The sequence below is a fragment of the uncultured Winogradskyella sp. genome, from assembly GCF_947498345.1.
Taxonomy (GTDB): domain Bacteria; phylum Bacteroidota; class Bacteroidia; order Flavobacteriales; family Flavobacteriaceae; genus Winogradskyella.
This window is the reverse complement of record NZ_CANMJY010000018.1, coordinates 1-13,160: the sequence shown is the minus strand read 5'-3', so window position 1 is coordinate 13,160 and position 13,160 is coordinate 1. Positions and strand designations below refer to the sequence as shown.

At 34.5% G+C, this 13,160-nt stretch carries 13 protein-coding genes and 1 pseudogene; 7 read left to right on the top strand and 7 right to left on the bottom strand.

The genetic code is table 11. The features are described from left to right. From Q0912_RS17325 to Q0912_RS17315, 3 genes and pseudogenes are all read right to left on the bottom strand, one after another. Nucleotides 1-587, bottom strand: a pseudogene (locus Q0912_RS17325) (hypothetical protein); the annotation flags it as partial. A 62-nt stretch (nt 588-649) separates the two neighbouring features. Continuing rightward, nucleotides 650-1,894, bottom strand: a complete 1,245-nt coding sequence (locus tag Q0912_RS17320; protein WP_299117520.1) for a sigma-70 family RNA polymerase sigma factor — start codon at nt 1,892-1,894, stop codon at nt 650-652. Continuing rightward, a complete protein-coding gene (locus Q0912_RS17315) occupies nt 1,894-2,241 on the bottom strand; it encodes a YciI family protein (protein ID WP_299117517.1) in 348 nt (115 codons plus the stop codon). Before Q0912_RS17315 ends, Q0912_RS17320 begins: the two co-directional genes overlap by 1 nt. Before the next feature lie 233 nt (nt 2,242-2,474). On the opposite strand from Q0912_RS17315, the gene Q0912_RS17310 reads away from it, so the two are divergent. Next, nucleotides 2,475-2,837, top strand: coding sequence for a hypothetical protein (locus Q0912_RS17310; RefSeq protein ID WP_299117515.1), 363 nt, complete (start codon nt 2,475-2,477; stop codon nt 2,835-2,837). Here Q0912_RS17310 and Q0912_RS17305 read toward each other — a convergent pair. Continuing rightward, nucleotides 2,827-3,774 (bottom strand): nitronate monooxygenase, encoded by a 948-nt coding sequence (locus tag Q0912_RS17305; RefSeq protein ID WP_299117513.1) that lies wholly within the window; start codon nt 3,772-3,774, stop codon nt 2,827-2,829. The two genes, Q0912_RS17310 and Q0912_RS17305, sit on opposite strands and share 11 nt — an antisense overlap. 57 nt (nt 3,775-3,831) lie before the next feature. Further along, the gene (locus Q0912_RS17300; RefSeq protein WP_299117511.1) at nt 3,832-5,061 is read right to left on the bottom strand and encodes a class I SAM-dependent rRNA methyltransferase; all 1,230 of its coding nucleotides are present in this window, start codon (nt 5,059-5,061) and stop codon (nt 3,832-3,834) included. Between the two features lie 113 nt (nt 5,062-5,174). Between Q0912_RS17300 and Q0912_RS17295 the strand changes: the two genes are divergently transcribed. Next, nucleotides 5,175-6,827 (top strand): HYR domain-containing protein, encoded by a 1,653-nt coding sequence (locus tag Q0912_RS17295; protein WP_299117508.1) that lies wholly within the window; start codon nt 5,175-5,177, stop codon nt 6,825-6,827. A 73-nt stretch (nt 6,828-6,900) separates the two neighbouring features. On the opposite strand, the gene dnaK is transcribed toward Q0912_RS17295, so the two are convergent. Then, the gene (dnaK, locus tag Q0912_RS17290) at nt 6,901-8,805 is read right to left on the bottom strand and encodes a molecular chaperone DnaK (RefSeq protein WP_299117506.1); all 1,905 of its coding nucleotides are present in this window, start codon (nt 8,803-8,805) and stop codon (nt 6,901-6,903) included. Nucleotides 8,806-8,999: 194 nt separating this feature from the next. On the opposite strand from dnaK, the gene Q0912_RS17285 reads away from it, so the two are divergent. Further along, nucleotides 9,000-9,485 (top strand): hypothetical protein, encoded by a 486-nt coding sequence (locus Q0912_RS17285; RefSeq protein ID WP_299117503.1) that lies wholly within the window; start codon nt 9,000-9,002, stop codon nt 9,483-9,485. Between the two features lie 118 nt (nt 9,486-9,603). Next, on the top strand, nt 9,604-11,028 hold the full coding sequence (locus Q0912_RS17280) for an L-serine ammonia-lyase (RefSeq protein ID WP_299117500.1): 1,425 nt from the start codon (nt 9,604-9,606) through the stop codon (nt 11,026-11,028). Nucleotides 11,029-11,122: 94 nt separating this feature from the next. Here Q0912_RS17280 and Q0912_RS17275 read toward each other — a convergent pair whose 3' ends face one another. Beyond that, a complete protein-coding gene (locus Q0912_RS17275; protein WP_299117497.1) occupies nt 11,123-11,581 on the bottom strand; it encodes a nuclear transport factor 2 family protein in 459 nt (152 codons plus the stop codon). Between the two features lie 223 nt (nt 11,582-11,804). Here Q0912_RS17275 and Q0912_RS17270 point away from each other — a divergent pair, with 223 nt between their 5' ends. The 3 genes from Q0912_RS17270 to Q0912_RS17260 all read left to right on the top strand — a co-directional run bounded on the left by Q0912_RS17270 (nt 11,805) and on the right by Q0912_RS17260 (nt 12,883). Beyond that, complete coding sequence (locus Q0912_RS17270; protein WP_299117495.1) at nt 11,805-12,374, top strand: recombinase family protein; 570 nt, start codon at nt 11,805-11,807, stop codon at nt 12,372-12,374. Nucleotides 12,375-12,484: 110 nt separating this feature from the next. Beyond that, nucleotides 12,485-12,628 carry a hypothetical protein gene (locus Q0912_RS17265; protein WP_299117492.1) on the top strand — a complete coding sequence of 48 codons (144 nt, stop codon included), beginning with the start codon at nt 12,485-12,487 and terminating at the stop codon, nt 12,626-12,628. A gap of 12 nt (nt 12,629-12,640) precedes the next feature. Next, complete coding sequence (locus tag Q0912_RS17260) at nt 12,641-12,883, top strand: hypothetical protein (RefSeq protein ID WP_299117489.1); 243 nt, start codon at nt 12,641-12,643, stop codon at nt 12,881-12,883. The last annotated feature ends 277 nt before the right edge of the window (nt 12,884-13,160 follow it).

The following is a 13,160-nucleotide window of genomic DNA, read 5'->3' as shown; positions in this document are numbered from 1 at the left end:
GCTAGGGATGCGCCTCCTGAAGCTGTACTCTGCTGACCGATTGCTGTCGCATAATCCCCTGATACATTTGTGAAATATCCTAATGACAAGGAATTAAAACTCGATGCTGTTACTGCACTTCCAATTCCTATAGAACCGTTTCCTACATTAATGTCATTCCATTCATTTCCAAAAGCTTCACCAGCTCTAAAAGCTGCTTTACTTTTATCGAAAAAGAAACGTGAGCCAGATCCTGATAATATTGTGCTTCCAAAAACAAAATCATCACCTCCCACATTAGTAGTATTTTGTACTATGCCACCAATACTTTGAAACTCGCCTGAAGCTCCAAAGGTTAATTGATTCCAAATTGAACCATCATAAAACCAAAAACCAGAGGATGAATTAGTTTGATACACCAAGAGGCCTTCTGCTGGTGCTGTTATTGCTAATCGTTGCGCTTGTGTCATTCGTGGTATAAGTATTCCAGATGTTGTACTCTCTAACTCTAGGATTGAAGAAGCGTCAGGATTGGTTGTACCAATACCTACCTGAGAAAATGAAAGGTTAACACACAAGAAAATGCATAGAAAAGATAGGGTTTTCATAATGAGCGGTTTTATAGTTTACCTCTACATCGTGAAAAGAAAAATATGTCATCAAGACGTTTTTAAACTTTAAGTGATAGTGTGGAATACTTCTTGAGCAAGTAGTCTTTTTCTAAACTATTATTAACTAAACTTAAAGCTAAATTAATATACTCTAATGCTCTATTATACTTCTCTATTTTAGAGTAATAATCTGATTTAGCCGCATAAAACAAATACCCTCGTTGTTCTAAATCTTCTACTTTTAATTGATTAAAATAATTATCAGCTTTTTCATATGCTTTAGTTTGCGTACATATAACCGCCATTGTTAATATATGAGATGGCATTGGTTGTAATGCATGTAGTGCCTCATACCATTGTAAAATTTGATTCCAATTAGTGTCTTCAAAAGTTCTGGCACGTATATGTTCACCAGCTATAGCTGCTTCATAATGGTAACAGGAAAAACAATCAGTCTCTACTGCTTTATTCATCATAGTATTGCCAAGTACTATTAAAGGAAAATGCCATTGGCTACGGTCTTGTTGCTTTAAATCTAAGATCTCATTGTTTACACTTATCTTAGCTTCTATTCTTGCAGAATGAAAACACATTAAAGCAAAAAGCGCATATACATCTGGTGATCTTGTGTTTTTTTGTTTTAGTAAAAGTTGGCATAAGCGCATGGCTTCACCACATAAATCTTCTCTAATAAGCTGATCTTTATTATTAGAGTGAAAGCCTTCATTAAAAATAAGATATAAGACTTCCATTACGCTTTCTATGCGTTCTAATAGTTCATTACCTTGAGGGATATAAAACTTTAGATTGGCTTTTTGTATCGCTTTTCGAGCACGCATTAAGCGTTTTTTAATTGTATCTTCTTTTGTAAGTAAAGCAGAAGCTATCTCTTTAGTGCTAAAACCCGAAACGGTTTTTAAAGCAAAAGATATTCGGTCTCTTGGATCCAACTTTGGATGGCAAGCGGTAAAAATCATTCTTAGCTGCGCATCTTCGATTTCTTTATCGAGAAAGAGTTCGTTAATTGCAATAACATCAGTACCAGTAGATAGTAAATCTGCGTGCTTTTTTTGAGTTTTTAGTGCCCTGAAGATATCAAGAACCCTATTTTTTGCAGCTTTGGTTAACCAAGCTTCAGGATATTTTGGTTGTTCTTTGCGCCAAGATAAGCTCGCTTTTATAAACGTATCTTGTACAGCATCTTCAATAATTTCGAGATGTGCTAATCCAAAAATCCGTGTTAAAACAGAGACCATCTTTCCACTATGATGGCGAAACAGATGGTCTATGTCTTTATCTTTCATTACTTATCAAAAACCATCACTTCTCTAATCTCAACAGTACCTCCCAAATCATAGTCCGGAAAGTCTTGAGCGATATCTTGAACAGCATCAAAATCTTTGGCTTCTACAGTATAATATCCTCCTACTATTTCTTTGACCTCAGCAGAGGTTAAATCAGTAACGGTTCTGTTCTCACCAGAAATTCGTCTTATTTGAGGTGTTAGAGCTTCACCTCCTCTAAGTATGCCAGCTTGTTCCATTTTCTGTCCCCAAGCAAACCATTTTCCCATTCGATTTTGTAGTTCTTCAGGAGATAGTCCTAAATCGGCATAATCTGCTCCTGTAAAAATCATCATAAAATTTTTCATAAGTTAAAATTTAAAAGTTTATATCCTTAAGACGTTTCTTAAAATATAAAAGAGGACATTTTTTGAAATTATTTTTTTTCAGCTTAAAGGTAATAACTTTTAGCTACATAGCGAAGTGGCAAAAAGAGCTCCTATAAAACACTTTAACGTATAAATATAAATCCGAACGATTAAAGGAAGTCTATAACATTTAAAAGGTATACTTTTCAAATCATCAACCTAACCAACCTATCATGAAACTTGTATTAACACTACTTACAATTGCTTTTTTAAATATTAGCTCAGCTCAAGTTACTCTAGAAGATGACGGTCTGCATTTTGCAGTAGGTGCTGCGTTATCTAGTGGAACATATGCCTTGGTATATTCAAAAACAAAAAACAAGAAAAAGGCATTTTGGTATAGCCTTGGTATATCTACTTTAGCCGGGTTTTCTAAAGAATTTTACGATGGAAATATTATAAGTGGCAAATTTGATACTAGTGAATTTATAGCTACAACAGCAGGTGGATTTGTTGCCAGCTACAGCTTTAACATCTTTACAGGTAAAAAAAAGCGTAAAAAGAAAGACGAAAAATTGAGTGTGTCTAATTTATAAGTTTAGCAACAATATCTTTTACTGGTAGAATAGCTTTAGTATGTTCTATACTTGGACCCGCCACCCAAACTGTTTTATAAGTTACCTTTTTAGCTGCTTTTTCTGTGGCCTTCATACCAATTGAAAATCGTATCATTTTCACCCACTTTTTAAGTTTTCTATTTTTATTTAATAAGTTTTCAATCCAGGTAGCTTTAGTTCCTATTTTCTGAACATAAGGTGTATTAATTACTGTGCATGGTGTACCAGAAATACGCTCAGTCATTATAATATCGTCTGCACCATAATCTACACAGGCTTGTTTGTACTCATCTGTAACACCAGCTTCTACTGAAGCTATAAATGGACTACCGACAGAAACACCAGCAGCTCCGTAACTTATCATTTTATCAATATCTGCTCTACAACCTACACCTCCTGCTGATATGACAGGAATGGATAATTCTTCGTTTAACAAACTGGTTAACTCTTCTGGGGAGAGATTTCCTCTATGTCCACCAGCTTCATTATTTACAGCTATAGCAGCATCAGCACCAAGACCTTCTACCTTTTTAGCAAACTTTAAGTCTGTTACGTCACAAAATACTTTAATCCCAACAGCATGTGCCTGACGAATGGTTTCTTCAGGGCTTCCTAAGGAAGTAATAATAAAATCACATCCCTCTTCGCACAATACTTCTAACTGTCCTTTGTATTTAATGTTAGATTTGTTAACAATGAGATTAAAACCAAAAGAACCACCTTCAACTTTACTAGCTTTTAATTCTTTTATAGCAATTCTTAATTCCTCAAGTGTTCTATAATTCAATGCAGGGATACAACCAGCAATACCTGCATTCATAGCTTCTTTCACCATTGCTACATTAGACACTAAAAACATTGGTGCCTGTATAATTGGGTATTTAATATTTAAAAGTTGTGTAAGCTTCGTTGTCATAGACCCTAAGTTTGAGAAACAAATATAAGACAAATATTATTATGCACGCATAATACTTTATTCCATAAATTGATAATATCCACATTTAAGATAAGCTCCTTCAATAAAACTTATTGGATGATCACTGTCGTGGTTAGTTTTAAGTAATGTATTAAAAAGCCGTGGTTGCGAATTGAGTACTCTAGTGTTTAGATCAAAAAACGATTGTGCCAAAATCCTAGAAGAACACGAAGCTAAAACCAACAGGCCTTTTTTTGCTACAAGCTTTGCCCCTAATTCAGCTAATTGTGCATATTTTTTCTTAGCCAAATCTATTTCAGATTGTTGCTTAGCAAAACTCGGTGGATCTATAACAACGACATCGAAGCGCTTACCTCTTTTTATAAGGTTTTTCATTTCTACAAAGGCATCACCAGAAATGGTTTTATGAACTCCAGAATATGGATTTAACTTTCCGTTTTCTCTGGCCATATCTAAGGCTTGCTTACTTATATCCAAACTTGTCACTTCAGTAGCTCCATTAGCTAAAGCATGAACAGAGAATCCACCTGCATAGGAAAACACATCTAAAACAGTTTTGTTTTTGCTTAATTCACCTACGCGTTTTCGGTTATGTCTATGATCTAAGAAATAACCTGTTTTATGACCTTTAATTACATTAGCTGTAAACTTTACTCGATGCTCAATAAATTCAACAACTTCATTCTCTAGCTTACCATAAACTACGGTACCATCTTTAAAATTATGGTTTTTGCTGTTTTGTAGAGCTCTACTTAAACGCATTATAATTGTATCTGCTCTTGAAACTTGCTGAAGGCTTTCTAGTAGTGATTCAAAGTAAGGTAACCAAATTTCAGAATATAATTTAACGACTAAAACCGTATTATAAACATCTGCAATTAATCCTGGAAAACCATCATTCTCACCAAACAATAAACGATAGCTATTCGTATTGGTTTTTAATAATTCTAGACGCTTATTAAAGGCAGTATCAATTTTATTATGAAAAAAATCAGCATTAATCTCTGCTTTGGTTTCAGCGTTATGAATAATTTTAATTCGAATTGGTGATTGTGAATCGTAGAGACCAATGCCAATAACTTTATTTTTATTCTTACTAAAAATAATTGCCAAATCCCCAGTTTTAGCGTCGTCATTAATTTTTATGATACTTTTCGAAAACACCCAAGGGTGTCCTTTAACTACTGCTTGTTCTCCTTTTGATGTGAGTTTAACAGCAAGATGATTGGGTTTTGTACTTGGTATTAAGAGATTTAAATCGAGCATCTATCATTTTTAAAATGAAGTCGGAAAATACAAAAACGCAATTAATATTTTGACATCTTCAACTCAATAGTATAACTTTAAGACATTATTTAGTATAACTTAATCAACCAATCATGAAAAAAAAATTACACTTTACTTTACTTTTTTTGTTTAGTATCGCTTATACCTTTGCACAAGGTATTTTTGATGATACTATACATACGGCAGTCAATTTTGGCAGTGTTAATTCTCCAGGTGGAGAAGCAGTTCAAAATGTTATCGACCAGAATTCAAGTACAAAATTTTTAGATTTTGATGCTTTTGATGGTATTGGGTTTGATGTAGACTTATTGGGTGAATCTAAAACTGCAGTTGCTATAGAAATAGTTACTGCTAATGACGCACCAGAAAGGGATCCTACAAATTATGAAATATTTGGTTCAAATGATGGAACAAATTATACAAGTATAGCAACTGGTAATATTCCTTGTGTTCCTGATCGTTTCTTATCCAGAACATTCTCATTTACTAACACAACAGGCTATACTTTTTACAGAGTTAACTTTACCGGAACGTGTGCTGCAAGTACCATAAATCAAATAGCTGATGTGCAGCTTTTTGAAACAATAGGTAATGCACCAATAATTACCTGCCCAGCTAATATTGATGTAAATAACGATGCTGGTATATGCGGGGCACTTATAAATTATAACCTCTCTGCTAACGATGATGAAGACGGAGCTTTAGCACCTACAATTACTTCTGGATTGGCTTCTGGAGAAACCTTCCCTGTTGGAGTTACTGAGGTTTTTGCTAGTGTTACAGATAGTGATAATAACACCGTTAGCTGTAGTTTTACAGTAACTGTTACAGATAATGAAAACCCAGTAGCAAATTGTCCAAGTAATATTACACAAATGGTAGCTAATTCTGGTGATATGAGTGCAGTTGTAAATTATAGTTTAAGTCCAACGGATAATTGCGACCTCATTAACCCGTTAACCGGTTTTACACCTTTAGCGAACATCAATAACAAAGCGTATTATGTATCTGATGCCAGTTTTTCACCTCAAGATGCATTTAATGATGCTTTAGCACAAGGTGGTTTTGTTGGTACTATAAGAAATAACTCAGACAACGACCTTTTAGTAAATGCTATTAGTTTGGTTGGAGCTGCTGGTGATGTGTTAATTGGTTATAATGATATTACTACAGAAGGTAGTTTTGAATGGCAAAGTGGCGATTCTTCAACGTATAACAATTGGAATCCAGGTGAACCTAATAATGCAGGAAATGAAGATTATACTGTAGTACAATCTAGTGGAGGATGGAATGATGTTATCAATGGTGGCTCTTATAGGTATCTTTTAGAAATTGATTATATACCTACCCAAACAGCTGGTCTTGCTAGTGGTAGTGATTTTCCTATAGGCACAACGACAAACACTTTTCAAATTACAGATATCTCGGGTAACTCAGTACCATGCTCTTTTGATATTACAATTGAAGAAAATCTAAGTATTGATGATAATAATCTTAATAGCAATATATCTCTTTACCCTAATCCAGTAAATTCTATTATTACATTACAAACCAATACTTCAACCTCGATAGATGTTGTGACCATAACAGATATAAATGGAAGAACTCTACAAGTCTTTACCAATATAGAATTCATAGCATCAGAAAAGCAATTTAATGTATCCCGGTTATCTCAAGGTATTTATATAATGTCTATAAGAAGCAAAGATGGCCGCAAGGCTCTAAAAAAGTTTATTAAACGTTAATATAAGATTTAATCAAAATAAAAAACGCAGCTATTAATTTAACTGCGTTTTTTACTATCTAGATTCCGTGAAGTTATTTAACTTCTTCGAAGTCCACGTCTTCTACATCGCTACCTTCATCAGCTGGTTGATCTTGAGCTCCTGCTTCAGGACCTGCAGCTCCACCCTGTGCTTCTGCCTGTGCTTTGTACATTTCTTCACTAGCTACTTTCCAAGCTTCATTTATTTTTTCTAAAGCTGGGTCTATAACTGCTAAATCTTTAGTTTCATAAGCTTTCTTCAACTCTTCTAAAGCATCTTCAATTGGCTTTTTCTTATCGTCAGATAATCTATCGCCAAACTCTTCAAGTTGCTTTTCAGTTTGAAAGATCATAGCATCAGCTTGATTCAACTTATCTGCAGTTTCTTTAGCTTTAGCATCTGCCTCTGCATTGGCTTCCGCTTCTGCTTTCATCTTTTCGATTTCTTCTTCAGTTAATCCAGATGAGGCTTCAATTCTAATATCTTGTTTTTTACCTGTTGCTTTATCTTCAGCAGATACTTTAATGATACCATTAGCATCAATATCAAACGTTACTTCAATCTGAGGTGTTCCTCGTCTTGCTGGTGGAATTCCATCTAAGTGGAAACGACCTATTGTTTTATTATCTGCTGCCATTGGACGTTCACCTTGTAATACGTGAATCTCAACCGATGGTTGATTGTCTGCTGCCGTTGAGAATACCTGTGATTTCTTAGTTGGAATCGTAGTATTAGCTTCAATCAGCTTGGTCATTACATTACCCATAGTTTCAATACCAAGCGATAATGGTGTTACGTCTAATAAAAGAACATCTTTTACATCACCTGTTAGTACACCACCCTGAATACCTGCACCTAAAGATACCACTTCATCTGGATTTACACCCTTGCTTGGTGCTTTCCCAAAGAATTTCTCTACTGCTTCTTGTACAGCAGGAATACGTGTAGAACCACCTACTAAAATTACTTCATCAATATCAGATTTAGATAACCCTGCAGCTTTTAAAGCAGTTTCACATGGCTCTATTGTACGCTTAATTAAATCATCAATTAATTGCTCAAATTTAGAACGTGTTAATGTACGTACTAAGTGCTTAGGTCCGCTAGCTGTTGCAGTAACATAAGGTAAGTTAATTTCTGTTTGGGCAGAAGATGACAATTCAATCTTCGCTTTTTCAGCAGCTTCTTTAAGACGTTGTAAAGCCATTGGGTCTTTACGTAAGTCCATATCTTCATCTGCAATAAACTCTTCTGCTAACCAATCGATAATTCTTTCGTCTACATCGTCACCACCTAAATGTGTATCTCCATCTGTAGATAATACCTCAAATACACCATCACCTAATTCAAGAATAGAAACATCGTGTGTACCTCCACCAAAATCGAATACTACGATTTTCTGATCTGTACCTTTTTTATCCATTCCATAAGCTAAAGCTGCTGCCGTAGGCTCGTTAATGATACGTCTCACTTTTAGACCAGCGATCTCACCAGCCTCTTTAGTAGCTTGACGCTGTGCATCATTAAAATATGCTGGCACTGTAATTACAGCTTCAGACACATCTTGCCCTAAGTAATCTTCAGCGGTTTTCTTCATTTTCTGAAGAATCATAGCTGATAATTCTTGTGGAGTATATAAACGACCATCGATATCTACTCTAGGTGTATCGTTATCACCTTTCACCACTTTATATGGTACACGCTCTGCCTCTTTTTTAGATTCAGAATATTTGTTACCCATAAAACGTTTAATAGAATAAACTGTTTTTGTTGGGTTTGTTACTGCTTGTCTTTTTGCTGGATCACCAACTTTAATTTCACCACCTTCAACGAAAGCGATAACCGAAGGTGTAGTTCTCTTACCTTCAGCGTTTGGGATTACAACTGGCTCATTACCTTCCATTACAGAAACGCAAGAGTTGGTTGTACCTAAATCAATTCCAATAATCTTACTCATAATTATATTTGTTATTAGTTTTCCGCCTTTACGGAAAGTATCATGTTTTAATTTTAAACTCGCTTACCTTAGGTCAAGTATTATGCCATGACAGAAATTGTGACATGATGTCAGATTGATTTTTTTTGAAAAATAATTTTCCAGTACGATAGTTTGGAACGTCATTTGATACACAAAAGAAAAAACTATTAATTATGAAACGTATTTTAACCTTTATTTCCGTATTTGCTTTATTATTAACCTCTTGTGACGGTGAAGATGGTAGGGATGGTTTAGATGGAGCTATTATTGCTTCCTCAGCCTTTGAAATTCAATTGGATTTTACACCAGAGAACAACTATGAATTTGTTGAACCTTATGGTTTTCAAGTACTACCTACAGATGTTACTCTAGTATATATTTCGTGGGAAATAGCAAATGGCCAAGATGTATGGAGACTTGTACCGCAAACTGTAATTTTTGAAGATGGGAATGATCTGGTATATAACTATGATTTTACGCAAACTGATGTTCGCTTTTTTTTAGAAGGCTCGGATTTAGATATCTTGGGCGCAGAGTGGACGCAAGCACAAGTATTTAGAGTTGTTGTAGTGCCAGCTGACAATGTTGGACGTGTAGACTTCTCTGATTTAGATGCTGTTATGAATATGTATGGAATCGAAGAGTTTAGCAGACGTTAGTTTTACGCATAGACAAAATGAACAAACAGCCTTGATATAGTATCGAGGCTGTTTTTTTATTTAAAAAAATCTTACTAAACAAAATGTATATTTGTGAGAGACTAAATCAACAAATAAAATGGAATGTATTTCTGTATTTGATATGCTTAAAATTGGTATAGGACCATCGAGTTCACATACTTTAGGTCCATGGCGTGCAGCTGAGCGTTGGATGCAAGAATTAAAAGCCAAAAACCGCTTTAATAAAGTTGAACAAGTTACCGTCGATTTATATGGTTCTTTAGCATTAACTGGAAAAGGACACGCTACAGATTATGCCGTTTTATTAGGACTAAGTGGTGCTGATCCAGAACAAATTCCGGTTGAGACAATAGATACTATCATTGCTGATATAAAAAATACGAATACGCTTCATTTTAACAATGAAAAAAAGCTTCCTTTTGATATTACACAACACATCATATTTAATCGAAAATTTTTGCCATTCCATGCCAACGGGATGACGTTTTCGGCTTTAATTAATGGCAGAAAATATAAATCGACCTACTACTCTATTGGTGGTGGGTTTGTCGTACAGGAAGAACGTAAAGTTTCAAAAGCAAATAAAATCATCTTCTATTGTACTTTCCCTTATCCTATTTCTTATGGTGATGAATTGTTGAAATTTTGCAAACATTTAGAGTTACCTATTTCTGGAGTTGTGTTAGAAAATGAGAAATCCATCAGAGAGATTGATTCTATAAATTTTGAATTGAAACGCATTTGGAACACCATGTTAGAATGTATGTATACAGGCTGCCATACTGAAGGTAATCTCCCAGGTGGTCTTAACGTAAGACGACGTGCATATGATATGCACAAAAACTTGATAGGTAATTTTGAATACAACAATCCTGAAGAATGGTTGCAAATAATAAGAAAAACGGAGGTTAAATTCCGTCAAATTTTAAAATGGGTAAGCTGTTTTGCTTTAGCCGTGAATGAAGTTAATGCGTCATTGGGTCGTGTGGTTACTGCACCAACAAATGGCAGTGCTGGTGTGATTCCTGCAGTATTAATGTATTATATGGTAATTGAAAATCACAAAGCAGATTTTGAACATATTAAAAAGTTCTTGTTAGTTGCAGGTGAAATTGGAAGCATCTTTAAAAAGGGAGCTACAATTAGTGCCGCTATGGGAGGTTGTCAGGCAGAAATTGGTGTATCCTCAGCCATGGCTGCTGGAGCATTATGCGAATTACTTGGAGGTACACCAGAGCAGGTATTAGTTGCAGCAGAAATTGCTATGGAACATCACTTAGGCTTAACCTGTGACCCTATTGGCGGTTTAGTCCAAGTGCCTTGTATAGAGCGTAATTCTATGGGAGCAATTAAAGCCATTAACGCAGCTGAACTTGCTTTAGACACAGATCCTAATAATGTTAAAGTTCCTCTGGATAAAGTTGTTAATACTATGTGGAAAACTGCAAAAGATATGAATACCAAGTACAAGGAAACCTCAGAAGGAGGTTTAGCCATTAGTGTGAATATGGCAGATTGTTAATTTGGACTTGTTAAATCTTTAGGTTAGCTAGATAATTAGATAAGTTAGATTTTTAGCAACTAACTTATCTAAAATCTAAAGCTCTATGTAATATCTATTGTTGACACCCTTTTCGTCTTCTTGTATCTATTAAATAGATAATCTTCCAGGCATCATCTTCCTTAATAAGCTGAAATGAGTTTACTCCACAGTGGCTAAAATTACCATTGAACCAAAACTCATAGGGTGTCCAAGCATTAGCCATATTACCATCAACCTGAATACTAAAATCTAAAAGCCGTTCTTCAAATTTTGCATCTTCTGGTATACTAGCTAACATCTTCATAAATTGATTGTAATCACTCTCTTTTAAAACTGTTTCACCTTCGGGAGTTACGAATATAGATTGCATTTTAATATCACCCTTAGCCATTGTTTTTAAAGCTGTTGTATCTTGTTTATGGAAGGCATCGAAGAATTCAACAATAGTTGCCTTTACAGTTTCAGTTTCTGAGTCTTGAGCATTGATATAAACGCCTAGAGATAACATACAAATGAGTAGTATTCTTTTCATGGTTGATAAAGTTTTGCCTGAAAGTAAAGATTCGTTAGTATTTATGGTATAGATTAAACAAAAGTTTAACAAAACTCGTTATTACCACAGTCCACACAAAACAACGGAAACACCCGTAAATACAGTAAATATTTTAATGTTTTGTACTCTTTTTTGTATATGATTTACAAGTCTAAAGAGCACTAATTTAAACATAATCAAAAAAACAAAGTCTATTAAAACTATGCAAGGAATTAAAACAAACAGGGAAGTCTTTGGTTATGGCAGAGTAAGTACGGAAAATCAAAATTTAGAGATGCAAGTTGATAAGTTTAAACTTTTATGTATTAAAGACTCTAATATATTCCTAGATAAAGATTCAGGCAAAAAGGATGATAGAGAAGAATTGCAAAGATTAATAGACCGTTTAAGGTGTGGAGACAAAGTTGTTTTTTATGACTTGTCAAGATTAGGTAGGAACCTAAAACACTTACTTACACTTGTAGAGCACTTTTATAATATTGGCGTTGACTTCCAAGACTTAACTAACCCATTTATTAATACAGACAGCACTCAATCTGCTGAAGGACAATTGGTATTTCAAATTTTTGGTGCTTTAGCAGAATTTAATCGTAAGCAAAGTAACGCTAAAGTTTTAGATGGTTTAAGACGGGCAAAAGCAGATGGTAAAATATTAGGCCGCCCAAAAGGGTTGAGTGAAAAACTTAAAAAGATATCACCTGCTGTAGTAATGATGCATAAAAATCCTACTACGACTTTAGAGGATATATGTGGTTGTTTTCAAATTTCTTAAGGCTCTATATATAAAATATTTGACCATGAAGGTTATGATTATAAAGCCTTTCACAAGAATCATAACAATAAAAATGCGAAGAAACTAATACTTAATAAATAACTGTAGTTATGGCAACAAAAAAAGAACACGAAATAGCAGAAAAAATCATAAAGACCCTAAAAGACGCTGGATATTCCTATGATGAAATGATACCGGTAATCCGATTGGCAAGGGAAAAATTTAGAAGATTAAAACAACTTAATAAACTGTAAATAACGAAAACTATGGATATAGAAAGAATTAAAGAAGCATCTGCTTTGCTAAAAGAATTAGAGGACTTAAAAAAATATGAAAGTCTTTTTAATGATAGAGAATACAGTAATTCAGCACATTTTGAGGTTGTACAACATTATGGTAGTTTAAGAGACTCTGAAAGAGTTGATATACCAAAAAGATTTACTGATAGATTTAAAAAATTACTCAATACAGTTATTGTTGAGATTGAAGAAGAGATAAGTAATATTTAACTGTAGAATTAATAAGCGGATGTAGCAGAGGGGACTAACCCTTGAAATTAGCGAGACCACAAATCAAAGACCTAATTGTGTAGCTTATTCGCTTTCATAAAAATTGTAATAAAATCAGAAACTATGAAAACATTGAATCAAACTAAGTTTATACCCTATATAGAAGAAGTAGGAGAGACTTACGAATTTAAAAAAGGTATCCTAACGGTTGGCGGTTCTCTTGACCTACGAGGGACACAGATATCCGAATTGCCAGAAAACCTAACGGTTGGCGGTT